19 protein-coding genes are annotated in these 22,486 nt (G+C 65.7%); 9 read left to right on the top strand and 10 right to left on the bottom strand.

The window, feature by feature from the left end; translation table 11 throughout:
- Positions 1-271 precede the first annotated feature (271 nt).
- Complete coding sequence (locus tag NW198_RS04620; protein ID WP_258340189.1) at positions 272-1,450, top strand: ATP-binding protein; 1,179 nt, start codon at positions 272-274, stop codon at positions 1,448-1,450.
- Positions 1,451-1,510: 60 nt separating this feature from the next.
- Here the strand turns inward: NW198_RS04620 and NW198_RS04625 are convergent, their stop codons facing one another.
- The 3 genes from NW198_RS04625 to NW198_RS04635 are packed head-to-tail and all read right to left on the bottom strand — an operon-like array spanning position 1,511 to position 6,619.
- The gene (locus NW198_RS04625) at positions 1,511-4,423 is read right to left on the bottom strand and encodes a DEAD/DEAH box helicase (protein ID WP_258340190.1); all 2,913 of its coding nucleotides are present in this window, start codon (positions 4,421-4,423) and stop codon (positions 1,511-1,513) included.
- Positions 4,420-5,946 carry an Eco57I restriction-modification methylase domain-containing protein gene (locus tag NW198_RS04630; protein WP_258340191.1) on the bottom strand — a complete coding sequence of 509 codons (1,527 nt, stop codon included), beginning with the start codon at positions 5,944-5,946 and terminating at the stop codon, positions 4,420-4,422. Before NW198_RS04630 ends, NW198_RS04625 begins: the two co-directional genes overlap by 4 nt.
- Positions 5,939-6,619 carry an SAM-dependent DNA methyltransferase gene (locus tag NW198_RS04635; protein ID WP_258340192.1) on the bottom strand — a complete coding sequence of 227 codons (681 nt, stop codon included), beginning with the start codon at positions 6,617-6,619 and terminating at the stop codon, positions 5,939-5,941. The genes NW198_RS04630 and NW198_RS04635 overlap by 8 nt, the downstream gene beginning before the upstream one ends.
- Positions 6,620-6,701: 82 nt before the next feature.
- On the opposite strand from NW198_RS04635, the gene NW198_RS04640 reads away from it, so the two are divergent.
- The 3 genes from NW198_RS04640 to NW198_RS04650 all read left to right on the top strand — a co-directional run bounded on the left by NW198_RS04640 (position 6,702) and on the right by NW198_RS04650 (position 8,275).
- A complete protein-coding gene (locus NW198_RS04640) occupies positions 6,702-7,037 on the top strand; it encodes a helix-turn-helix domain-containing protein (protein WP_258340193.1) in 336 nt (111 codons plus the stop codon).
- 104 nt (positions 7,038-7,141) lie between these two features.
- Positions 7,142-7,810 carry an HAD family hydrolase gene (locus NW198_RS04645; protein WP_258340194.1) on the top strand — a complete coding sequence of 223 codons (669 nt, stop codon included), beginning with the start codon at positions 7,142-7,144 and terminating at the stop codon, positions 7,808-7,810.
- Positions 7,811-7,966: 156 nt separating this feature from the next.
- A complete protein-coding gene (locus NW198_RS04650; protein WP_258340195.1) occupies positions 7,967-8,275 on the top strand; it encodes a CDP-alcohol phosphatidyltransferase in 309 nt (102 codons plus the stop codon).
- A 201-nt stretch (positions 8,276-8,476) separates the two neighbouring features.
- Here NW198_RS04650 and NW198_RS04655 read toward each other — a convergent pair whose 3' ends face one another.
- The 7 genes from NW198_RS04655 to NW198_RS04685 all read right to left on the bottom strand — a co-directional run bounded on the left by NW198_RS04655 (position 8,477) and on the right by NW198_RS04685 (position 16,136).
- A complete protein-coding gene (locus NW198_RS04655; RefSeq protein ID WP_258340196.1) occupies positions 8,477-9,568 on the bottom strand; it encodes a glycerol dehydrogenase in 1,092 nt (363 codons plus the stop codon).
- 122 nt (positions 9,569-9,690) lie between these two features.
- Positions 9,691-10,257, bottom strand: coding sequence for a PTS glucose transporter subunit IIA (locus NW198_RS04660; protein WP_258340197.1), 567 nt, complete (start codon positions 10,255-10,257; stop codon positions 9,691-9,693).
- 20 nt (positions 10,258-10,277) lie between these two features.
- Positions 10,278-10,844, bottom strand: coding sequence for a PTS glucose transporter subunit IIA (locus tag NW198_RS04665; protein WP_258340198.1), 567 nt, complete (start codon positions 10,842-10,844; stop codon positions 10,278-10,280).
- A 229-nt stretch (positions 10,845-11,073) separates the two neighbouring features.
- A complete protein-coding gene (locus tag NW198_RS04670) occupies positions 11,074-13,185 on the bottom strand; it encodes an FtsX-like permease family protein (protein ID WP_258340199.1) in 2,112 nt (703 codons plus the stop codon).
- Positions 13,175-13,990 carry an ABC transporter ATP-binding protein gene (locus NW198_RS04675; protein WP_087316918.1) on the bottom strand — a complete coding sequence of 272 codons (816 nt, stop codon included), beginning with the start codon at positions 13,988-13,990 and terminating at the stop codon, positions 13,175-13,177. The genes NW198_RS04670 and NW198_RS04675 overlap by 11 nt, the downstream gene beginning before the upstream one ends.
- A 409-nt stretch (positions 13,991-14,399) precedes the next feature.
- Positions 14,400-15,428 carry an ATP-binding protein gene (locus NW198_RS04680; RefSeq protein ID WP_258340200.1) on the bottom strand — a complete coding sequence of 343 codons (1,029 nt, stop codon included), beginning with the start codon at positions 15,426-15,428 and terminating at the stop codon, positions 14,400-14,402.
- A gap of 36 nt (positions 15,429-15,464) precedes the next feature.
- Entirely contained in the window at positions 15,465-16,136 is a 672-nt protein-coding gene (locus NW198_RS04685) for a response regulator transcription factor (RefSeq protein WP_087316555.1), read from the bottom strand.
- A gap of 188 nt (positions 16,137-16,324) precedes the next feature.
- Here NW198_RS04685 and NW198_RS04690 point away from each other — a divergent pair, with 188 nt between their 5' ends.
- The 5 genes from NW198_RS04690 (at position 16,325) to selD (ending at position 22,338) form a co-directional block, all read left to right on the top strand.
- Positions 16,325-17,962, top strand: coding sequence for a class I adenylate-forming enzyme family protein (locus tag NW198_RS04690; protein ID WP_258340201.1), 1,638 nt, complete (start codon positions 16,325-16,327; stop codon positions 17,960-17,962).
- Positions 17,963-18,023: 61 nt separating this feature from the next.
- On the top strand, positions 18,024-19,793 hold the full coding sequence (locus NW198_RS04695) for a thiamine pyrophosphate-dependent enzyme (protein ID WP_258340202.1): 1,770 nt from the start codon (positions 18,024-18,026) through the stop codon (positions 19,791-19,793).
- Positions 19,794-19,796: 3 nt separating this feature from the next.
- Positions 19,797-20,417, top strand: coding sequence for an indolepyruvate oxidoreductase subunit beta (locus NW198_RS04700; RefSeq protein WP_087316561.1), 621 nt, complete (start codon positions 19,797-19,799; stop codon positions 20,415-20,417).
- A gap of 343 nt (positions 20,418-20,760) precedes the next feature.
- Positions 20,761-21,132 carry a DUF1508 domain-containing protein gene (locus tag NW198_RS04705; protein WP_087316562.1) on the top strand — a complete coding sequence of 124 codons (372 nt, stop codon included), beginning with the start codon at positions 20,761-20,763 and terminating at the stop codon, positions 21,130-21,132.
- 165 nt (positions 21,133-21,297) lie between these two features.
- Positions 21,298-22,338, top strand: a complete 1,041-nt coding sequence (selD, locus tag NW198_RS04710; protein ID WP_258340360.1) for a selenide, water dikinase SelD — start codon at positions 21,298-21,300, stop codon at positions 22,336-22,338.
- Positions 22,339-22,486 lie beyond the last annotated feature (148 nt).

The following is a 22,486-nucleotide window of genomic DNA, read 5'->3' on the forward strand; positions in this document are numbered from 1 at the left end:
CGCTCGCCCATGCATCTGGCAGCCCAGCTCTGCCATTTTTCCCAAAATTGGCAGCCCAGCTCTGCCAATTTCAGATACTGCTGAGTCGAGAAGGACGATGCGCCAGGGGCCATGCCCCCCGCCAATGCGCCGAGCGCCTACCTTTGCGACGGTTCGTCAGTAGAACTTGTGCTAATCCGTCAGTAGAAAGCGCGCTAATTCATCAGTGGAGTCTGTGTTAAACTATCAATAGAAACTGCGCAAATCAGTCAGTGCGACTTGGGAGGATGCGATGATCGACCGAGAAATGCACTCTAAGCTGCACGAACTTGCCGGAAAATATCCCATCCTCTCCGTCACCGGACCGCGCCAGGGGGGCAAGACCACGCTCGTGCGCAGCGCGTTTGCGGACTACGAGTACCTCTCCATGGAGGACCCGGACGTCCGCAGCGAGTTTGAGGACGACCCCCGGCTCTTCCTCTCCCGCCACGCCTCCCACATCATCTTCGACGAAGCACAGCGCACGCCCGAGCTCTTCTCGTACCTCCAGGGCATCGTCGACGAGACGCGCCAGCCCGGACAGTTCGTCATCACGGGATCACAGAACTTCCTGCTCATGAAGTCAATCGGTCAGTCGCTCGCCGGGAGGGTGGCCCTCTTCACGCTGCTCCCCCTCTCCCACCACGAGCTCTCGGAGGCCGGCCAGGAGCCGGAGGGCCTGTTCGACTGGCTGTACCAAGGCGGCTACCCCCGACTCGTCGCGGACGGAATCGACCCGCTCGACTTTTTCCCCGACTATGTGAGCACCTACCTTGAGCGCGACGTTCGGGCGGAGCTCGGCGTTCGCAACCTCTCCGCCTTCCAGACGTTTCTGAAGCTCTGCGCCCTCAGGGTAGGTCAGCTCCTCAACGTCTCCTCGCTTGCGTCAGATTGCGGCATCTCGCCCAACACGGCAAAGGAGTGGCTGTCAATCCTGGAGGCAAGCCATCTGGTGTTCCTCCTGCGCCCGCACTGTGCCAGCCCAACCAAGAGACTTGTAAAGTCCCCGAAGCTGTACTTCTGTGACACGGGCCTCGCCGCCCACCTCATGGGCATCTCCAGCAGCGAGGAGCTGTCCGGAAGCCCCCTCAAGGGACCCCTCTTCGAGTGCGCCGTTATCTCCGAGCTCAAGAAGCGCGGCTACGCGCGCAAGCGAGACCCCCAGCTCACCTTCTGGCGCGACGGCCGCAAACGAGAGATCGACGTCCTCGTGGAGAGGGGCGCACGCGTCGTGCGAGCCGTGGAGTGCAAGTCCTCCACCACGTACCAGTCGCGCTACTTCGACGTCCTCAACAAGATTGCTCAGGACGAGTTCTCCCTGGACGTCCGGCAGCAGGCCGTCGTGTACGGTGGGGAGGCCGAGGCGCGCACGCCCCGGGGCGACATGGTGCCCTACACCCGCATCGGGACGCTCCTCGGACTTGACGGCTGACTCGATCGCGTGGCAGAGCGCCCGGCGAGAAGAACAATGGAGGCAGCAAAACCTCCGAGCCTAGAGTCCAAGAAAGCCTCGCTCGAAACCTCCGGGGAAGCTGTACATGAGGTCCTTGTCGCCAAATCGGGCCTTGATCATACCGCCGCCGATGCTCACGATCCGGCCCTCTCCATACGCCTTGTGGCGCACGGCGTCGCCAACCGCAAGCATCGCCAGCTCCTGAGGCGTCGCCTTCCGAAAGCTCGGACGAAGCGCGGTCGCCTCAGAGGTCGAGGGTGATTCCGCCGCGGTCCGCACGTCCTGCGCGGGACGGGCCGTCTCGCGCGGCATCGAAACCTCGGCCACGCCTGTGCGACGTTGCACCGGCCCCCTATCCGGCTGGCGCGCGCCGTCAATCCCAGCAGCATCCATCACGCGCCCGGTTCGCCTGCTCACGGTGCCATCCGAGCCCAGCCGTGTGTCGCGCAGCTTCATGACCTCGTAGTCCTCGCGCGAGAGCGCCGTGTCGAAGAGGCCCACGCTCGAGTCGTACGCGTGCCGCTCGATGCCCGTGTACGACAGGCTCGCGTCCTCGTAGCGACGGAACTTGTACACTGCATCGTTCATGAGCGCGTCGTTGAAGACGCCGAGGGAGACCAGCAGCTCAAAGTCGCGCACGTCGAGACCCGTAACCCGCTTGAAGAGCCCGGGCTCGAGCTGCGTGATGACGTCCTTCAGGCACTGCTCGCGATAGTCGGTGAGGTACATGAACACCGGAATGCGCGTCGCGAACTTGATGAGTTTCTCCTGAATCTGCTTGCGCTTGCTCTTGAATTCCTTCTCCTCGGCGGAGAGCTCCCTCTTCTCCTTCGCGGTTAGGCTGTCCTTCTCCTTCTTGGCCTTCTTCACCGCCTCGGACTTGTTGATGATGGTCTCGATGTCGCCCTGCACGTTGAGGTTGCGGAACCCCTCGATCTTCTCGATGGCGGCAATCGCCTCCGGACTCGCGAGGAGGCGACGCAGCGTGTCGTTGTCCACGTTGACCAGAAGCGTGCTCTCCCAGCGGCGGGCGAGCAGCGTGGCGGAGGTGCCCGCCATGGCGATGTCGAGGATCTCCGCGGCGTCCACCTCGCGCATGGCGCTGCCGTCGTAGGCAAGCACCGGCAGGAACTTGATGAACGTCCCCACCTTGCGCTCCGGGCTCGTCTCGCTCACCGAGAGCCGGCAGCTGTAGTCCGAGACCATGGCGAGCGCCCGGTCGAGCGCGAAGTCGAAGACGTAGCACTCCTGCTTGAGGATCTCCGTCCCGCCGTCCTCCCTCCGCGTGGTCCAGGGGCTCTGCACGCGGAAGGCCGTCTGGAAGTAGGTCTCGGGACTCTTGAGGTTGCGCAGCATGAGCACGCCGCTCCACGGCTTGATGGTCACGCCCGTGGTGAGCTTGCCGCACGAGAGGGTGATGGTCTTGGTGCGAAGCGGGTCCCCCATGGCGTCGCGCACCGGACGCACCGCATCCACGCCCATGCCCGCGGCGCTCCCCGCCGCCACGATGACCTTGTAGTCGTGGAAGAAGGTGTTCTGCCGCTGCGCCAGCAGGTTTGCCATGGCCTCGCACGAGGCGACGCTGGGAAGGAACCACAGCGTGTGGGTCAGCGTGGAGAGCAGGTTGACGTCGGAGTACGGCATGGGCGGCCTCTTGGCCCCGAGCTTGAGGTCGTCCACGGCCGTCTCCGCGGACGAGCCTCGGATGAGGTCGAGCCACTTCTGCACGTACTCCTCGTGAACGAAGCGCGCCGATGCGCCGCGCCCCTCGGCCGAGAAGAACACGTTGAGGTCGAACTCGTCGAACTCGCCCTGACGCGCGATGCGCGTGATCGAGTCGGGCACGCGGTAGGTCATGAGCACCATGCGCGGCAGCGTCGCATAGGGGTTGTCCGACCCCTCCCAGCGCAGCTTGGCCTCCTGCTCGTCCGAGTAGGTCCAGTTGAAGACCTGGTCCTCGATGAACTCCCCCGTGGTGAGCGCCCGGAACGGCGTTCCCGAGAGGTAGAGGTAGAAGCGGGACTGAATGGGCAGCCAGGTCTCGTCGAGGGAGTTGCCGCTGATCTCAGACGCCGTGTCGTCAACGTCGTCGAAGCGGTCGTCGTCCTGCCGGGCGAAGAGCTTCTGCGCGGTGTCGCGCCAGGCTCCGAAGTGGTACTCGTCGAAGACCACGAGGTCCCAGTCCTCGAGGTGGACCCACTCGTGGCTCGCCTTGATGCCCCCGGTCTCCCGGTTCACCCCCAGGTAGTCCTGGAACGAGCCAAAGCACACGATGGGCCGCGCAGGGTCGCACTCCTCGTAGCTGTGCGCGTTGCGCGAGACGAACTGCCACCCGTCAAAGTCGACGTGACACTCGAGGTCGGTCTGCCACGCGTCCTCGACCGCGGGCTTGAAGGTCAGCACGAGCACGCGACGCATGTCCATCCGCTTGGCGAGCTCGTAGGTGGCAAAGGTCTTGCCAAAGCGCATCTTGGCATTCCAGAGGAACTTGGGCGCGTCGTGGCTTCCCGGAAGCTCGCAGCGTCCGAAGTACGCCATGGTCTTCTCGACGGCGTGGCGCTGCTCGGGGCGCATCCCGAAGTCCTCGGTGCGACGATTCTCGTAGTCGCGGCGGTCGCGGACCTCGAGCCAGGCGTTGCGCACGTCATCGACCGAGCAGCGGAACCACTCTCCTCCAACGTTCTGGATGCCGTTGGCCCTCAGCCTCCGATGGAGGTCGTGATCCGAGAAGGACGTGCCGTCGGAGCGCATTGCGGACTCCGAGAACACGATCTCGTACGGCTTTCCCTCCCCCGGCTGAATCACCGGGAACTGCTGGGCCACGCGCCTCTCGACGTCGTGCTGTGTGAAGCCAACCTTGAGCAGGCCCGCATGCTCGACATAGATGTCACGATAGGCGTAGACCTGCGGGTGGACGTCGGGACGCTGGGGGAAGAAGGTGGAGTCAGTCATTGCTGGGCTCCATCGAATGGCTTTATCAATCCCTCGATAAATTCAATCTCGCTCTCCTCGAGGCCGTATCTTGCATACAACTCTCCGTCAGTCCACGCATGCGAGAAATCCAGTCTAGGAACGAAGCAGAACGTTTGACGACTTATATGAATAGATGAGACCGCTTGAAGAATCAAGAATCTAATGAACTTTGTTTTCAAATAGACAAGGAGGTTATTGCATTGATCTTCATCCTTCATTGGCCCCACCGCAAGATACGAATGTGTGCAAACGTCCGTTGGCTGGAGCACACACATAGATTTGGTTAGTACCCTGAACTTTCCATTTTTATCAGGTTCACAGGCATGTTCAGCTCCGGTTTGACTAATTGCTATTTTATATGAGTTAAATATATCAATTTTGCTTTTTACTTTATTTATAGATATATAGCTAAACCCATCACTCGAGAGAAGTCGAATGTCTGAACTGGAAGAAGGGACTGCCGTACCCCGAACGCTGGTAGGAATGCCGAAGGGGCTAATCGCGCTAACAGTCTCAGAAAGAGAGGGATCCTGGTGAGAGATCACCTTGCGCAAGATTGGCACAGCTTGATTGTATCTAACGAGAACTGGAAACTCGTTGAGCGGGCGTATCATATCATTCGAATCACCGTTTGACACATTAGTGAACAAGCAATCATTCTCGCGTTCTCTATCACGGAGGAAATAGCAGACGCCTCCACTAATGCTGTTTTGGGGAAAGCATTCTTTTGCATTTGCAAAGTCTACAATTCTGACAATATGTCTATCATTCATCATAGAATTGCGGAACGTGTCCAGCCCCATACCACCTGCAAACCATCTGGACTGAATAATCATCGTTAAATACTTTGGATTTAATTTTTTTGCTTGTTCAACAAATAAATGATATATAGGCTTTGCTTGCCTCTTAGAACCTCCAGTGTCAAGCTGGTACGGCGGATTGCCGACAATCACGTCGAACTTCATGCCAAAGATCTCCTCGGGGCTGCTGGTGTGGATGAACTCGTAGGCGTGCGACTCGAGGCCCTCGTCGCGGTCGTACTGCTCCTTCGAGGCGCCGCAGTAGACGCACTTCCCGTTCCGCCACGTGTGCCGGATGTTGCGGTAGCGGATGTTCCCCTCGTTTCCGTCGAACTCGCTCACGGAGAATCTGCCGTTGGGGAACTTCGAGCAGTAGAGGCTCCGGCGCGAGAGCAGGGCCGTCATCTCGGTAATGGCGATGCCGTAGAGCTGCTCGTGCATTACGTGGTCCACGCGCTCCTGCAAGTCCGGGTAGACGTCCTCGAGTCCCCTGATGAAGCGCTTGGCGGCCTCCCGCAGAAAGACGCCGGACTTGCAGAACGGATCCAAGATCTTGACGGAAGGGTCGCGCCAGAGATCGTCGGGCAGCAGGTCGAGAACCTGGTTCGCCAGCTCCGGAGGGGTGAGGACCTCGTCGTTTGAGAGGTTGGCCAGACACGTGAGGACGTCAGGGTTGTAGGTGCGCTCGAGGAGGCTAGCCATTTCGACCCACCTCTCGATAGTCCACAGGTGGGTACTCGCATACGGCAGAGGGGAGGTATGCCTGGGTCTCCTCGTCGAACTCCCAGCTGATCACGTTGTTCTTCTCGCCAAAGAGCGAGAGGGTCTCCCCCTTGTCGACGTTGCCCTCGAGCAGCTCGCTCAGGAGGAAGTCGCGACGCTTCACGAGGTCTCCGGTCACCATCGACCACTCGGCGAAGCGGATGGGCTCGCCGTCCGCGTCCTTGAGGGTGAGGGCATCGCCGCACAGGATGTTCTTCCCGAGCACGTAGCGCACCGCGTCGAGAAACGCCTGCTCCACGGCGCCCCTGATTGCCGAGCGCGCGTCCTTCTCCACGATGGCAAAGAGCCGGTCGCGACACTCCTCGACGTTGTCCTCGAGGATGTCGACGCCGTAGACGCTGCTCACGGCCACGAAGGCGTAACGCTGGTACTCGGCCGGACTCCTGCGGTAGCGAGAGGAGACCACGACGAGCTTGCGGCGCAGAACCTCCGCGATGAAGTTGCCGTTGCCGCACGCAGGCTCCAGAAAGCGCGACTCGATACGCTCCGTCTCGGCCTTCACCAGGTCAAGCATGGCATTGACCTCACGCTCGGCCGTGAACACCTCGCCGTGATCGACCACGCGCTGTCGCGATTTGACCTGACCAGACACGTTCTCAACTCCAACTGTTGGTTATATTCAACAGTTGAGCTATAGCAGAAATCGGGGCTGTGGTCTATGTTCAACAGGTAGCTTGTCGACGCTCGGTAGCCTTTTAAGCATGGATACCAGCGCACCCTGCAAATTTGTCCGAACGAAGGTCGGCGAGCGAATTGGCGAGCTCTGCAAGGAGAAGCGGCTCAGCCAGTCCAAGCTCTCTGCGATGATCTCTATGGATCGCTCCCACCTTAACCAGCTCATCGGCGGGAAGAGCAACGTGACGCTCGACGTGCTCGTCAAAATAGCTGACGGGCTCGACGTTCCCCTGACCGATCTCTTCTTCGGGCTCGGAGACGTGCCGCCCCATCAGCTCGTGGAGTACGACGGTACGGAGGGCGCGGGGGCCACCCAGGCCCGGGAGCGGTCGTAGCCCAGGCCGCCGCCCTCCCCCGGGCGCGCCGACGTGCTACTCTTGCGTGCGGCCGACGACGCCGGATGCAGCGCGCGTGCGCGGCCTCGAGCGAAGGAGCGTTCATGCCCGCATACAAGACCGTGGTGTTCGACCTCGACGGAACCCTGCTGAACACGCTCGAGGACCTCACCATCTCAACCAACGCGGCGCTCGCCGCGCACGGGATGCCCGCGCACCCCATCGAAGACGTGCGCCGCTTCGTGGGCAACGGGATCGCCCTGCTCATCCACCGCGCCGTGCCCGCCGGCACCCCGGCAGACGTCGAGGCCGCGGTGCTCGAGGACTTCAAGCGCCACTACGGCGCGCACTGCGAGGACCACACCGGCCCCTACCGCGGCGTGCCCGAGATGCTGGCCCGCCTGCGCTCGGCCGGCGTCGCGCTCGCGGTGGTCTCCAACAAGGCCGACTTTGCCGTCCAGGAGCTCGTGGCCCGGCAGTTCCCGGGAACCTTCGACGCGGTCCTGGGAGAGAACGAGGCCGCGGGCATATCAAAAAAGCCCGCGCCCGCCATGGTCGATGCGGCCCTCGCGCGCATGGGGCGGGGGCGCGACGACATGGTCTACGTGGGCGACTCCGAGGTCGACGTCCAGACGGCGGCAAACGCGGGATGCCCGTGCCTCTCGTGCACCTGGGGCTTTCGCACGCGCAAGGAGCTCGTCGAAGCCGGCGCCACACAGTTCGTGGACACGCCGGAGGAGCTCGTCGAGGCCCTTCTCGGCACCTCTCGCTAGCGCGCTGTCGACGGCACCGTCCGCGCCGCGCGCCCGGACGCCCGCCGAGGCCCGAGGCTACGCTCGCCTAACAATTTGAGAACAGACGCATAACCCGGCCGCCCACGGGTTACACTCTAGCTAACGTCCGTTTGGCCTCCGTAGAAAGGAACCGCCATGGGAAAGAAGGCAGCCGAGGCTCTCGACATCAACTACGAGGGACTGGTCGAGTACCTGCACTGTAATCACTCTGTCTATATGAAGATCGGCTCGACCGTCTATTACCTCACCGACTGCAACTACGAGTCTTGGCGCGCCCAGGACACGAGCCGTCGCAACGAGAAGAACCACTTCGTCGACTGCTCCGAGCTCGTCCCCACCGTCGACGAGTTCCTCGCCCTTCCCTTCGTCAACGGCAAGACCATTCAGGAGGTCTTCGATCACGCCACGTTCTACGCCTCGCTCTCCGGCGAGAAGGACGCATAGGTCGCAATCGCCACCAAGCAGACGCAGCGGGGCCGGCTCCACGTGAGTCGGCCCCGTTTTTCATGCGCGCCGAGAAGAACGTGCGGGTTACGGACGGTTTTTGGGCTCGAACCGTCCGCAACCCGCACCTATCCCGAACGCGTGCGGGTTGCGGACGAAATCTGAGTCGGAACCGTCCGCAACCCGCACCAAGTGACCGATCTACTCTGCCAGGGCGGCGCGACCGTAGGCGTCGGCCGCGAGCATGGCGGCGGCGATCTTCTCGGGCGTGACCTCGAAGGGCATGTTGCCGAGGGTGTCGGTGGGCGCGCAGGCGAGCTTGGCGACCTCGAGCACGCGCTCGTAGCTCGCGTCCTCGACGCCGAGCTGCGCGAAGGTCACCGGCAGGCCCACCTCGACGCAGAAGTCGAGCACCTCGTAGAGCTCGTCGGCGTTCTCGAGCACGAGCTGGGTGAGCGTTCCAAAGGCGACCTTCTCGCCGTGATAGTAGGCGTGGGTCTCGGGAAGGGCGGTCATGCCGTTGTGGATGGCGTGCGCGCCGGCGAGGCCCGCGGACTCAAAGCCCAGGCCGGAGAGCAGGGTGTTTGCCTCGATGATCTTCTCGACCGACTCGGTGCAGGCGCCGGCCTCCAGCGCGAGCTTGGCCTTGAGGCCATCGGCCATGAGCGTGTCGTAGCACAGGCGCGCGAGCGTCATCGCGGCCTCGGTGACGTGGCCGCCGGCGCAGGTGGTGGCGTCGGAGCGCGTGCAGGCGCGGGCCTCGAAGTAGGTGGCCAGCGCGTCGCCCATGCCGGAGACCGTCAGGCGCACCGGGCTCTTGGAGATGACGTCGGTGTCCATGAGCACGAGGTTGGGGTTGCTCTTGAAGAACTGGTACTCCTTGAACTGGCCCTCGTCGGTGTAGATGACGGAGAGCGCCGAGCACGGGGCGTCGGTCGCGGCGATGGTGGGCACGATCACCACGGGCGCGTTCACCGCGGCGGCCACGGCCTTGGCGGTGTCGAAGATCTTGCCGCCGCCCACGCCCACGACGACGTCGGTGCCGGCCGCGCGGTAGACCTCCACGAGGCGGTCGATCTCGGCCTGGGAGCACTCGCCGTTGAAGTTGTCATAGGTGCAGGCCACGCCGGCCTGCTCGAGGCTCGCGGAGATGACGTTCCCGGAACGGCGCAGGCCGCCCTCGGAGATGACCACGAGTGCGTGGGCGCCGTAGGCCTTGACGTACTCGCCGAGGCGGGCGAGCTCGCCGGGGCCCTGGACGTACTTGCTGGGACTGATGAAGACGCGTGCCATGCTGCTTCCCTTCTCCGTCTGACCTTCTCCGTCTGACCTTCTCTGCCTGATCGTTCTTCTCAGCAGAAAGGCTCCGCACGCCCTTACGTACGGAGCCTTGGCTACTTTCTATCGTAACACTTCTACTTCTTGACCACGAGCAGGGGGTCGCCGATCTTGACGAGCGGGCGGCCGCCGAGCAGGGTGCCGGAGTCGCCGACGTGCTCGACCTTGGAGAACGCGTCCGGGTTGGAGATCGTGCAGGTGACGACGTCGTCGTAGCCCGCGAGCTTGATGGAGGCGTTGTCGAAGGTCAGAAGCGGCTGGCCGGCGCGGACCGCGTCGCCCATCTTGACGAGGCTGTTGAAGCCCTTGCCCTTCATGTTGACGGTGCCGATGCCCACGTGGACGAGGACCTCCATGCCCTCGTCGGTGGCGATCACGATAGAGTGGCTGGTCGTCGTGACGGCGCCCACACGGCCGGAGACCGGCGAGTAGATGATGCCGGTGTCGGTGGTTGGGACGATGCCGTAGCCGTCGCCGAGAAGACCCACCGGCAGGACCTCGTCCTTGACCTCCTGCAGGGTCACCAGCACGCCGGAGATCGGGGCATAGACCGCGTCTGAGCGCGTGGCAAACGAGGCCTCGGGCGGGTTGGCCTTGCCCTCGGCAGAGACGAACTTGCTCTTGAACTTGTCGAGAAGACCCATCTTTAAGCTTCCTTCCTTCCTTATGCCTTGCGAGCCACGAGCAGCGGGTCGCCGAGCTTGACGAGCGGGCGGCCGCCGAGCAGGGTGCCGGAGTCGCCGACGTGCTCGATGTTGCTAAACGCGTCCGGGTTGGAGATGACGCAGGCGACGACCTCCTCGTAGCCGGCGAGCTTGATGGCCTCGACGTCGAAGGTCATGAGCGGCTGGCCGGCGCGGACCTCGTCGTTGGCCTCGACGAGGCGCGTGAAGCCCTTGCCATCCATCTTCACCGTGTCGATGCCGATGTGGATGAGGACCTCGATGCCGTCGTCCGTGCGCAGGCCGATGGCGTGGTTGGTGACGGTGACAACGCTCACGCGGCCGGAGACCGGCGCGTAGAGCACGCCCGAGCCGGTGGGCAGGATGGCGTAGCCGTCGCCGAGCAGGCCAGCGGAGATGACCTGGTCGTTGACCTCCTGCAGGCTGAGGAGCACGCCCGAGACGGGGGCATACACCGTGTCAGGGCGGGTGGCGAAGGTCGCCTCGGGGTGCGTCACCTTGCCGTCGGACGAGACGAACGCGCTCTTGATCTTCTCAAACAGTCCCATGGACACCTCCTGGTCGCGTGCATGAGCTTCAGAACCCTCGTACCCATCTATAGTACCCGTGTGACCAACGAGGCTCACTCCCTGCTTGAGGCCATTCGGCCAACGGGCCTGTCAATTGGGGACGTGTTTTTTCGTGCAGACAAAAAGGGACAGGTTCGGGGCGGCTGGAATGCCGGCGCCCCGAACCTGTCCCTTTTTGTCTGCACGAAAAAACACGTCCCCAATTGACCTACGTGCGGGCGAGGATGCTTCGGGACGTGAGGTAGGTCACGAGGAAGTAGCCGCCGTAGAGCGCCACGACAAAGGCCACGGTCCCCACGAGCGCCGTGCCGATCTGGTAGCCCGTGAGCAGCGCCACGATGTCGTTCACCACGGAGAGCGCCACCGCCGCGTGCGCCACGGCCACCACCAGCGGGAAGAGGAAGTACACCCCCACCTGGGCGAGAAGCGCGTGGTCGATCATGCGCTTCTCGGCGCCGAGCTCGGCGAGCACGCGGTAGCGGCCCACGTTGTCCGCCGCCTCGGAGAGCTGCTGGAGGGCGAGCGCCGTCGCGCAGCACACGAGCAGGATCACGCCGATGTAGATCGCCAGATAGGTGACCACGACGGTGGTGCCGGACGCCTGGTCGAGCAGGTTCTGGGCGGTCGTGCGCATCCAGACCGGCCAGGCGTCGAGCGTGGAACCCTGGTTCATGATGTCGCCATAGGCCTCGTCGATCGCGGCGACGGCGGCGGGCTCCACCTCGGCGCGCTCGCCCGCGTACATGAGGTTCACCACGGTCGAGGTGGGGCCGACGCCCTCCGGGACCAAGTCGTCGGGGACGATGAGCGCGCCCGACACCGTTCCGCCTGCGCTCGTGTCCGAGAAGGGCAGGTACGCGAGCGGCTCGTCGGCAAAGCGCAGCGTCCGGCCCCGGACCTCGACCTCGGGGTTCTGCGCGATCACGGCCTCCCAGAGCTCGTCGAGGGACGACATGTCGTTCCAGAGCAGGCACTCATCGCCCGCGAGCTCAACGCTCTTCTCGCCCGCCATCCGGGCCAGGGCGTTGTACTGCGAGACCGGTACGATGACGAGGCGCTGGTCGGTGTTGCCCTGCATCATGGTCTGCATGGTCGCGTTGCCGGTGAAGTCGGTGTTGGCAAAGAGCTCCTCCACCGTGGTGTCCACGAGCACGTTGCCCTCGGCGTCGTAGGTGTACTGGTTGACCTGGACGGCGTCGCGAAAGAGCTCGTCGTAGTTGGGGATGTCGGCGCGCAGGCGGGCGATGGCGTCGTAGCCGTCCTCCGCGGCCGGGCCCTCCTCGGGGTCGGCGGAGACGAGCGCCGAGGCCATGCCCATCGGGTAGCTCACGAGCGACATGTCATAGCGCGTGCCCACGCTCAGGCTCTCGTTCATGCCCGTCGCCACCGAGAAACCCGTGCACACGCCGCAGATGGCCAGGAAGAGCATCGCGCACACCATCGAGATGGAGAGCCACGCGGTGTTGATGCGGCTGTTGAGCTGGCGCATCACGAACATGTTGAGGCCCTTGAGGTAGGCCCGCGGGCTCGCCTGGAGCGCGCGCAGGGCAAAGCCGGAGATCGAGAAGAAGAAGAGCAGCGTGCCAGCAGTGACCAGGCCCGTGGCGATGGCGAAGTACGGGCCCTCCTCCATCATGCCGTGCTCGAGCAGGACCTTGTAGGCCACACCGATCAGCACGAGCGACACGAGGAAGAGCACCACGGAGAGCGGCAGGCTGCGCAGGCGGACCTTCTCGCTCACCTTGTCGGCGTTGATGAGGTCGATGAGCTTGTAGCGGCTGACCGTGGTCACGTTGAAGACGAGCGTGACGAGGAAGATGCCCGCGAAGCACGCCACGGTGGAGAGCGCCGCCGCGGGCGAGAACGCGAAGACGAAGCCCTTGATCGTGGCCTCGAAGAGACCTGCCGTGACGTACATCATGACCTGCGAGAGCGCCAGTCCCAGCAAGAGGCCCACCGCGAGCGCGACCACGCCCACCGCGAGCGTCTCGATGACCACGATCCAGGACACGTGGGCGATGTCCATGCCCAGCGTGAGGTAGATGCCAAACTCGCGCTTGCGCCGCCGGATGAGGAAGCGGTTGGCGTAGACGACGAGAAAGCCCAGGATGATGACGACGAACACGGAGAGGCCGGAGAGGATGTCCGCGAGGGCCTGCACCATGCGGCGTTGGTCCTCGACCATCTGGATGACGGCGGCCTGGTCGGTGATGGAACCGAAGGCGTAGAACACGCAGACTCCAAAGGCGAGCGTGAGGAAGAAGACCGCGAAGTCGCGGAAGGACTTGCGGACGTTTCCGAGCGCAATCTTAGCGTACATCTGCGCCCTCCCCTCCCAGGAAGGACACGACGTCCATGATCTCGTTGAAGAAGGCCTTGCGCGTCTTGTCGCCGCGGACGATCTCGTTCCAGACACGGCCGTCCTTGAGGAAGAGGGCGCGGCGCGCGTAGCTTGCCGCGAAGGAGTCGTGCGTGACCATGATGATCGTGGCGCCGTCGGCGTTGAGCGCCTCGAAGCTCTCGAGCAGGCGACGTGAGTTCTTGGAGTCGAGCGCTCCGGTGGGCTCGTCGGCAAGCACCAGCGACGGGTTGGTCACGATGGCGCGGGCCGCGGCAACGCGCTGCTTCTGGCCGCCGGACATCTCGTGCGGGAACTTGTCGAGCACGTCCGCGACGCCCAGACGGGCGGCGACCTTCTCCACGCGGCCGGGCACGTCGCGGGCGGTCGCGTGGTTGATCGTGAGCGCCAGCGCGATGTTCTCGCGCGCGGTCAGGGTGTCGAGCAAATTGGAGTCCTGGAAGACGAAGCCCAGGCGCTCGCGGCGGAACTTCGAGAGCTGGCCCGGGCGCAGCGCAGTGATGTCCTGGCCGTCCACGTAGATGTGGCCCGAGGTGGGTCGGTCGATCGTGGAGACGCAGTTGAGCAGCGTGGTCTTGCCCGAGCCGGACGGGCCCATGATGGCGAGGTACTCGCCGGCCGCGACGTCGAAGGACACGCCGTCGAGGGCGCGCGTGACGTTGGAGCGGCTGCCATAGAGCTTCTCGACGTTTTGGCAGGACAGGGCGGGCGTTACGGAGCTCGCCGCAGCGTCGGGGCCGACGGGACGAATGTGAGCGGGTGCCATGGGGCTCCTCTCGTCTGGGATCTGGTACACGACCATACTCGCCCGGCAGGCGCGCTGGCGCCATCGAACGCGCTTATCGAGACCTTACGCTTTCGCAAGGTTGGCACGAGGGAGAGGAGGAGGCGGCTCAGCATGGCCCGCCCTCTGCAAAATCGGCCTTCAGTCCATAATCGGGCCGCGCGAAAAACAAAACCCGCCTTCGATCCATGACTATTTCGGGCATTTTCGCCACCGGAGCAAGGCCGGCTCTCAGCCAACTGGGAAAACGTCGGACGCCGCCGCAAGGACGGGCTCATCGAGGCCATTTTTCCATGGATCGAAGGGCGATTTTGTTCGCGGCGGCAGGGAAAAATGGATTGAAGGGCGAAAGTGCAGGCCGCCCTCCCCGAGGCGTCGGTCGCTTCGGGCGTCACGCTCGCTCGGCCATGTCAGGAAATCCCAGGTAGACCGTGGTTCCCTTGCCCTCAACGGACTCGAGCCACGTCCTGACGCCCATCTTCTCGCAGAGCTCGCGCACGAGGTAGAGCCCCATGCCGGTCGAGCGGGCGAAGCGCCGTCCGTTCTCACCGGTGAAGCCCTTGTCAAAGACGCGCCCCACGTCCGCCGCCGGTATCCCCACCCCGTCGTCTTCCAGGGCGAGCACGGTCTCCCATGCGTCGAGGCCGGTCTCGCGGCGCTCGGCGAAGATGCGGACGCGCCCCCTCCCGTCGCCCTCGCCCCGGTACTTGGCGCTGTTCACGAGCGCCTGGCCAATGACGAAGGCGAGCCATTTGGGGTCGGCGTGCACCGTGAACGAGAGCTCCCCGAGCTCGGGCGCCACCCGCGCCCCGATGAGCGCGCGCGCCTTGTGGCGCAACGCGTCGCGGACGACCTCGCCGAGGTCGACCTCGCGGATCTGGAAGTCACGCTCGAGCGAGGTGCCGCGCGAGTAGTAGAGCGCCTGCTCGACGTAGCCCTCTATGGCGTCGACCTCGGCGTCGATGGAGTCCACGACCGGCGAGGGGTTGTTCTTGGCGATCAGGCGCGCGGCGGCGATGGGCGTCTTGATCTCGTGCACCCAGGTCTCGACGTACTCGCGGTACTCGCGAGAGCGCCGGCGCGCCGCGGCGATGCGGTCGCGCATGGCCTTGGACTCGCGGTCGAGCGCGTCGTAGAAGAGCTCCCCCTCGAGAAAGCCCGGACGACCCACGAGCTCGGTGGTGAGATACGTCTCGTCGAGGGAGTCCAGCATGTCAGAGATTCGCTGGTAGAACGCGCGTCGGTGGAGCCAGTCGAGCAGCAGCGCGACCGCGGCGGCGAGCACGAGCACCCCGCACACAAACCCCGTCGCCGCGAGGTCGAGCCCATAGACCGTCATGACCAGCGCGCAGAACGCGAGCGCGACCGCGCCCACGACGAGCGGCACCAGGCGGTCTGCGATGTAGGCACCAAAGCTCATGCGTCCTCCCCAGCGCGTCGCCAACTGTCACCGACGCTACTCCACCAGATATCCCATGCCGCGCTTGGTGAGCACGTAGTCCTCCACCCCGATCTTGGCGAGCGTGGAGCGCAGGTGGGAGACGTTCACGGTGAGCGTGTTGTCGTCCACGAACTCGTCGGACGCCCAGAGCTCCTCCTGAATGCGCTGTCGGCTCACCACCGCGCCGGCGTTGCGCATGAGCAGTGCGAGGATGCGCAGCTCGTTTTTGGTGAGCTCGGCCGTGCGGCCCTGAGAGCTCACGCGGCAGCGCGCGGTGTCCAGCACCACGCCGCCGTGGGAGATCTCCGCCGCCGCGGCGCCCTCGCCGTAGCTGCGCTTGAGGACCGTCGCCACGTGGGCGAGCAGGACCTGGTCGTTGTAGGGCTTGGGCACGAAGTCGTCCGCGCCGAGCGAGAGCGTGAGCAGCTCGTCCATGTCGTTGTCGCGGGAGGTCACCACGATGATGGGCACATCGGAGCGACGGCGCACCTCGCGGCAGACGAACTGGCCGTCCACCCCGGGCAGGTTGAGGTCAAGCAGCACCAAATCGGGAGCCGCGGCGAGGACCTGGCCCGCCGTGTCGTCGAAGCCCGTGAGCGCCACGGCCTCGTAGCCGTTGCGCTCGAGCAGCACGCAGAGCTCGTCGCGCAGGCGCGCGTCGTCCTCCACCACCAAAAGCCGTCGCATGGGCACCTCCCGTTCCGCGGTTGCAGGCAAGGGTAGCACACGGCCGGGGCGCCGCGTCCCGCGCCCCCTCGCCGGACGCAGGCCGCGCCGCACACGTCACACGCCTGTTACCGCTTGCGGCCCGCCCGTTCTTCTGGCCCGCCGCCGGACTATGATGAACAGACTGTGTGACAAACGAAAGGCCCGAGATGACCATCGTCGACATGCTGCGCGCCAACGCCGAGAAGTACCCGAGCGAGGTCGCCCTCGTGGAGGTCAACCCCGAGCGGCGCGAGAACCGCCACATCACCTGGCGCGACTACGACCTGGTGGAGACCACCGACGACGAGCCCTTCCGCCGCGAGATGACCTGGTCGGTCTTTGACGAGAAGGCCAACCGCTTTGCCAACCTGCTGCTCTCCCGCGGCGTCCGCAAGGACGACAAGGTCGCCATCCTGCTCTACAACTGCATCGAGTGGCTGCCGCTCTACTTTGGCGTCCTCAAGTCCGGCGCCACGGTGGTGCCGCTGAACTTCCGCTACTCCGCGGACGAGATCGCGTACTGCCTCGACAAGGCGGACGTGGACATCCTCGTCTTTGGCCCGGAGTTCATCGGCCGCGTCGAGGAGATCGCGGAGCGCATCCAGGCTGGGCGCCTGCTCTTTTACGTGGGCGACGACTGCCCCACGTGGGCGGAGAGCTACCGCGAGCTGGCGAGCCTGTGCTCCTCGGCCGACCCGCGCGTCCCGCTCTCGGAGGACGAGGACGCCGCGATCTACTTCTCCAGCGGCACCACGGGCTTTCCCAAGGCGATCCTGCACCACCACGAGAGCCTCACGCAGGCAGCCGAGATGGAGCAGGTCCATCACCACCAGACCCACGACGACGTGTTCCTGTGCATCCCGCCGCTCTACCACACGGGCGCGTGCATGCACTGGCTGGGGAGCCTGCTCGCGGGCGGGCGCGGCGTGCTTTTGCGCGGCGTGTCTCCCAAGACCGTGCTCGAGACCGTCTCCAACGAGGGCTGCACCATCGTCTGGCTGCTCGTGCCCTGGGCCCAGGACATCCTCGTGGCCCTGGAGGAGGGCACGGTGCGGCTGGAGAACTACCACCTGGACCAGTGGCGTCTCATGCACATCGGCGCCCAGCCGGTCCCGGAGAGCCTCATCCGCCGCTGGCGCGCGGTCTTCCCGCACCACGACTACGACACCAACTACGGCCTGTCCGAGTCCATGGGCCCGGGCTGCGTCCACCTGGGGCTCGAGAACATCGACCACGTGGGCGCCATCGGCGTGCCGGGGTATCGCTGGGAGTGCAAGATCGTGGACGAGCTCGGCCACGTGGTGGAGCCCGGCGAGGTCGGCGAGCTGTGCGTGCGCGGCCCCGGCCTCATGGAGTGCTACTACAAGGACCCCGAGGCCACGGCCGAGACGCTCGTGGCGGGGTGGCTGCACACCGGCGACATGGCCCGCCAGGACGAGGACGGCTTCTACTGGTTGGTGGACCGCAAGAAGGACGTCGTCATCATGGGAGGCGAGAACATCTACCCCGTGGAGGTCGAGAGCTTCCTCATGGGGCACCCCTCGATCAAGGATGTGGCCGTGATCGGACTTCCCGACGAGCGCCTCGGCGAGATCCCCGCGGCGATCATCGAGCTCAAGCCCGAGGCCGCGCCGCTCACCGAGGACGACGTCATGCAGTTCTGCAAGAGGCTGCCGCGCTACAAGCGGCCGCGGCGCGTCATCTTCGCGCCCGTGCCGAGAAACCCCACGGGCAAGATCGAGAAGCCGGCGCTGCGCGCCAAGTACGGCGCCGACGCTATCGTCGCGCGCGAGACGCGTCACTAGGAATGGATGGGTCGTTTGGGGCCTGTCCCCAATTGATCCATCACCCCAGGAGAGGAGAGACATGGACAAGCACCTCATGTCCGGAAACGAGGCCATCGCGCAGGGCGCCTGGGAGGCGGGCGTCGCCGTTGGCGTCGGCTACCCCGGCACGCCGTCCACCGAGACGCTCGAGTCGCTCGTGCGCAAGGACGACGTCTACTGCGAGTGGTCCCCCAACGAGAAGGTCGCCTTCGAGGTGGGCCTGGGAGCTGCCATCGCCGGCGCGCGCTCGCTCGTCACGATGAAGCACGTCGGTGTCAACGTGGCGGCCGACCCCTTCATGGCCGCCGCCTCAACCGGCGTCAACGCCGGCCTCGTCCTTCTCGCCGCGGACGACCCGTCGTGCTACTCGTCCCAGAACGAGCAGGACTCGCGCTTCTACGCCGCCTTCGGCCGCATCCCGTGCCTCGACGTGGCCGACTCGCAGGACTGCTACGAGATGACCCGTGCCGCCTTCGGGCTCTCCGAGCGCTTTGACACGCCGGTCATGCTGCACGAGACCATGCGCATCGCCCACACCCGCACGCTGGTCAAGACGTCCGGCGAGCGCGAGGCCGTGGCGTCGCGCGACTACGTCGACGACATCCCCAAGTACGTCATGATGCCGGCCAACGCCGTCAAGCGCCGCCTCGTGGTGGACGAGCGCCAGGCCGAGCTCGAGGCCTACGCCGAGACCTGCCCGTTCAACCGCGTCGAGCGCCGCGGCGAGAAGGTCGGCGTCATCTGCGCCGGCGCCGTCTACCAGCACGTCCGCGAGGCGCTGCCCGAGGCCTCCACGTTCAAGCTGGGCCTCGCCTGGCCGCTTCCCGCCCGAGCGCTCACCGACTTCGCCGCGTCCGTGGACGCCTGCTACGTCGTCGAGGAGGCCAGCGACTACTTCTCCTCGCGCGTCCGCGCCCTCGGCATCGAGCTCGCCGAGCCGCCCGCCGCGCCGCTTCCCGTCGCCGGCGAGCTCAAGCCCGAGCTCATCCGCGCCGCCTTTGGCGTCGAGCAGCCCGCGCACCTCGCCGCTGCCACCGACCTCCCGCCGCGCCCGCCGGCGTTTTGCCCGGGCTGCCCGCACCGCCTCGTCTTCTGCGAGCTGCGCCGGCTCAAGGCCATCGTCACCGGCGACATCGGCTGCTACACGCTCGGCGCCGTCGCGCCCTACGGCGCGTGCCACACGGTCATCGACATGGGCGCCTCCCTCTCGATGGCGCACGGCATGGAGCTCGCCGGCGCGCCTGAGCGCACCGGCCGTCCCGTCGTGGGCGTCATCGGCGACTCCACCTTCGCACACTCCGGCATCACGAGCATGCTCGGCACCATCTACAACGGCGGCGCCGGCACGCTCTGCATCCTGGACAACCGCACCACGGCCATGACCGGCACGCAGGGCAACCCCGTGAACGGCGTCACGCTCACGGACAGCTCGCACAAGATCGGGCCGCTGGACAACCCCACGGGCAAGGCGCTCGACCTTCTCGCCCTCGTGCGCGCGATGGGCGTGGAGGACGTGGTCGAGGTGGACGCCCAGGACCTCATGGCCGTGCGCTCCGCGCTCAAGGCCGCCACGTCCGCAACGGACCGTCTCTCCGTCATCGTCTTCAAGGCGCCGTGCCGCCTGATCGACCGCAGCCGCGGCAAGCAGCCCACCATCCGCAACTGCCGCGCGTGCGGCCAGTGCATCAAGATCGGCTGCCCCGCGCTCGGGCGCGCCAAGGACGGCACCGCGGCCATTGACCCCACGCAGTGCATCGGGTGCGACCAGTGCGTCCAGTCCTGCCCGTTCGGCTGCATCACGAAGGAGTAAGCAATGGCAGATACCGAGAAGAGCGGTGCGGTCGTGGACGGCACCAAGACCATCCTCCTCGTGGGCGTGGGCGGCCAGGGTACCATCCTCGCGGGCAAGCTCCTCGCCACGGTGGCGGCCGAGGCCGGACTCGACGTCAAGGTCTCCGAGATCCACGGCATGAGCCAGCGCGGCGGGTCCGTGAGCACCGTCATCCGCCTGGGCGAGCACGTCTCCACCATGGTCTGCGACGACGGCTGCGCCGACGTGGTGGTGGCCTTCGAGGCCGTCGAGGCCCTGCGCGCGCAGCACTACCTCGCGGAGGGCGGCACGATGTTCGTCAACGACGAAGAGATCACGCCCGTCTCCGTGAACATCGGCAACTTCCAGATGCCCGAGCGCGTGGACGAGCGCCTGCGCGAGCTGGGGGCCCACCTGCTCGACGCCGGCGTCATCGCGCGCGGCCTGGGCACGCCCCGCTCCACCAACGTGGTGCTCGTGGGCGCGCTCTCCACGGCGCTGCCCTTCGACGTCGAGCTCTGGCGCGACGCCGTGCGCGCCTGCGTGCCCGCGGCGACGGTCGAGGCCAACCTCGCCGCCTTCGACGCCGGCCGCGACGCGGCCCTGCGCGGAGCCGCACGCTGACGGTCCGGGTCGCCTGACTCCGACGCCCCGCAAACGACGTGGCCCCGGTCGCACGTGCTGCGACCGGGGCCCTTCTCGTCTGGTGGGTTGGCGCGTCCCCCGACCACGCCAACCCGTCTGTTCGGGGGGTGTAAAAACACTATACCCCATTTTGTCGCAGCCCAAGCGTGGGTGCGAAATCGCTCCCATACGAGGCCGCTTGACGAGCGCCGGTTCTTCTCGCCCGTCGCGCCGTCGTCTCCCCGACCAAATCCGACCGCCCGCACAGTTCCCGCCCCCGCATGGCGCGGCGCGGGCTAACCTTTTGTAATCGGTAGGTAAAACGAGTTTGGTGGTGATTTGTATGGGACAGTACGTCGTGGTTGAGAACGAGGGCCGCTACTGCTTTAACCTGTGCGCGTCCAACGGGCACATCCTCATGTCTTCGATCATTTTCCCGTCCAAGGACGAGTGCCTGCACGGCATCGAGTGCGTGCGCGCCTCCGCGGCCGACGCCGAGATCGAGGACAGCACGATCGACGCCTTCGATCGCGAGTCCACGCCCAAGTTCCGCATCTACGAGGACTTCGACGGCCACTACTTCTTCCGCTTCATCACGCACGAGGCCGGCGACATTGCGCGCTCGCACACCTATGAGCTCAAGGAGTCCCTGCTCAGGCGTATCGAGCGCACTCGCGCGGAGTGCGACTCCTCCCTCGCCGCAGACGAGAACTAGCGGCTCGCGGCAGGAAATAGAACGTTGACTCGGCACGCCCCCGAGACCTCGCGTCCCGGGGGCGTCTGCTACTTTGGGACACGTTCTCTGCTCATTGGGGACGTGTTATTTCGTGCAGACACTTTGGGACAGGTTTTCTCCCGACGGATTGGAGCGAGCATGGACATGACCGGGGTGCGCCTCACGGAGCTCGTGGAGGCGGCGGGCTGCGCGGCCAAGATCGCGCCGGGCGAGCTTGCGGGCGTGCTGTCCGGCCTGCCGCGCCTGGACGCGCCGGAGCTCGTGGTGGGCTTCGACGCCTCCGACGACGCGTGCGTGTGGGACCTCGGCGACGGCCGCGGCCTCATCGCGACGACGGACTTCTTCCCGCCCATGGTGGACGACCCGTTCCTCTTTGGCCAGGTCGCGGCCACCAACGCCCTCTCCGACGTCTACGCCATGGGCGGCCGGCCCGCGCTCGCGCTCAACCTCCTGTGCTTCCCCAACTGCCTGGGCATCGAGGTCGCGGGCCAGATTCTCGCCGGCGGGGCCGACGCGTGCCACCGCGCCGGGTGCGTCGTGGCGGGCGGCCACTCGATCAACGACCACGAGCCCAAGTACGGCCTCGCGGTGACGGGCTTCGTGCAGCTGGACGAGCGGCTGGAAAACGGCGGGGCCCGCGCGGGCGACGCGCTCGTGCTCACCAAGGCGCTCGGCACGGGCATCCTCACCACCGCGCACAAGGGTGGCCTTCTGGACGACGCCGGCGTGCGCGTTGCCACCGACTCCATGGCCACCTTGAACGAGGCGCCGATCCGCCTGTCGCGCGAGCTGGGCTTCTGGCCGCACGCGGCCACCGACGTCACGGGCTTCTCGCTCATGGGGCACGCCTGCGAGATGGCCGAGGCCTCCGGCGTCACGCTCGAGGTCGACGCCGCCGCCGTGCCGCTCATGGCGCGCGCCCGCGAGATGGCCGCCATGGGCCTCATTCCCGCCGGCGCCTATCGCAACCGCGACTTCTTCGGCCCGCGCGTGGCGCTGAGTGATGCGCTGCCGCTCGACCTCACCGACGTGCTCTTTGACCCGCAGACCTCCGGCGGCCTGCTTCTGGCGCTGGGCGAGAAGGACGCGGAGCGCCTGGCCGACGCCCTACGCGCCGAGGGCCTCCCCGCCGCCGTCATCGGCCGCGCCGTCCCGCGCGGCGAGAAGAGCGTCGTCGTGGCGTAATCTGGGGGTGTTCCTTTGGGCGTTGTGCGCACTTCTCGCCGTCGTGCGCACTTCTCGCCGTCGTGCGCACTTCTCGCCGTCGTGCGCACTTCTCGCCGTCGTGCGCACTTCTCGCCAGCCCGTCTACCTGCGTATCTTCCGAGAAGGG

The organism is Thermophilibacter sp. ET337 (assembly GCF_024733715.1).
Lineage (GTDB): Bacteria > Actinomycetota > Coriobacteriia > Coriobacteriales > Atopobiaceae > Thermophilibacter.

What these genes read in the sequence shown, in the direction of transcription:
- selD (WP_258340360.1), top strand. Translation starts at nt 21,298, where the DNA reads ATGACCGGGGTGCGCCTCACGGAGCTCGTGGAGGCGGCGGGCTGCGCG.
- NW198_RS04705 (WP_087316562.1), top strand. Translation starts at nt 20,761, where the DNA reads ATGGGACAGTACGTCGTGGTTGAGAACGAGGGCCGCTACTGCTTTAAC.
- NW198_RS04630 (WP_258340191.1), bottom strand. Translation starts at nt 5,946, where the DNA reads ATGGCTAGCCTCCTCGAGCGCACCTACAACCCTGACGTCCTCACGTGT.
- NW198_RS04680 (WP_258340200.1), bottom strand. Translation starts at nt 15,428, where the DNA reads ATGAGCTTTGGTGCCTACATCGCAGACCGCCTGGTGCCGCTCGTCGTG.
- NW198_RS04660 (WP_258340197.1), bottom strand. Translation starts at nt 10,257, where the DNA reads ATGGGTCTTCTCGACAAGTTCAAGAGCAAGTTCGTCTCTGCCGAGGGC.
- NW198_RS04655 (WP_258340196.1), bottom strand. Translation starts at nt 9,568, where the DNA reads ATGGCACGCGTCTTCATCAGTCCCAGCAAGTACGTCCAGGGCCCCGGC.
- NW198_RS04665 (WP_258340198.1), bottom strand. Translation starts at nt 10,844, where the DNA reads ATGGGACTGTTTGAGAAGATCAAGAGCGCGTTCGTCTCGTCCGACGGC.
- NW198_RS04675 (WP_087316918.1), bottom strand. Translation starts at nt 13,990, where the DNA reads ATGGCACCCGCTCACATTCGTCCCGTCGGCCCCGACGCTGCGGCGAGC.
- NW198_RS04645 (WP_258340194.1), top strand. Translation starts at nt 7,142, where the DNA reads ATGCCCGCATACAAGACCGTGGTGTTCGACCTCGACGGAACCCTGCTG.
- NW198_RS04620 (WP_258340189.1), top strand. Translation starts at nt 272, where the DNA reads ATGATCGACCGAGAAATGCACTCTAAGCTGCACGAACTTGCCGGAAAA.
- NW198_RS04690 (WP_258340201.1), top strand. Translation starts at nt 16,325, where the DNA reads ATGACCATCGTCGACATGCTGCGCGCCAACGCCGAGAAGTACCCGAGC.
- NW198_RS04695 (WP_258340202.1), top strand. Translation starts at nt 18,024, where the DNA reads ATGGACAAGCACCTCATGTCCGGAAACGAGGCCATCGCGCAGGGCGCC.
- NW198_RS04685 (WP_087316555.1), bottom strand. Translation starts at nt 16,136, where the DNA reads ATGCGACGGCTTTTGGTGGTGGAGGACGACGCGCGCCTGCGCGACGAG.
- NW198_RS04700 (WP_087316561.1), top strand. Translation starts at nt 19,797, where the DNA reads ATGGCAGATACCGAGAAGAGCGGTGCGGTCGTGGACGGCACCAAGACC.
- NW198_RS04650 (WP_258340195.1), top strand. Translation starts at nt 7,967, where the DNA reads ATGGGAAAGAAGGCAGCCGAGGCTCTCGACATCAACTACGAGGGACTG.
- NW198_RS04670 (WP_258340199.1), bottom strand. Translation starts at nt 13,185, where the DNA reads ATGTACGCTAAGATTGCGCTCGGAAACGTCCGCAAGTCCTTCCGCGAC.
- NW198_RS04625 (WP_258340190.1), bottom strand. Translation starts at nt 4,423, where the DNA reads ATGACTGACTCCACCTTCTTCCCCCAGCGTCCCGACGTCCACCCGCAG.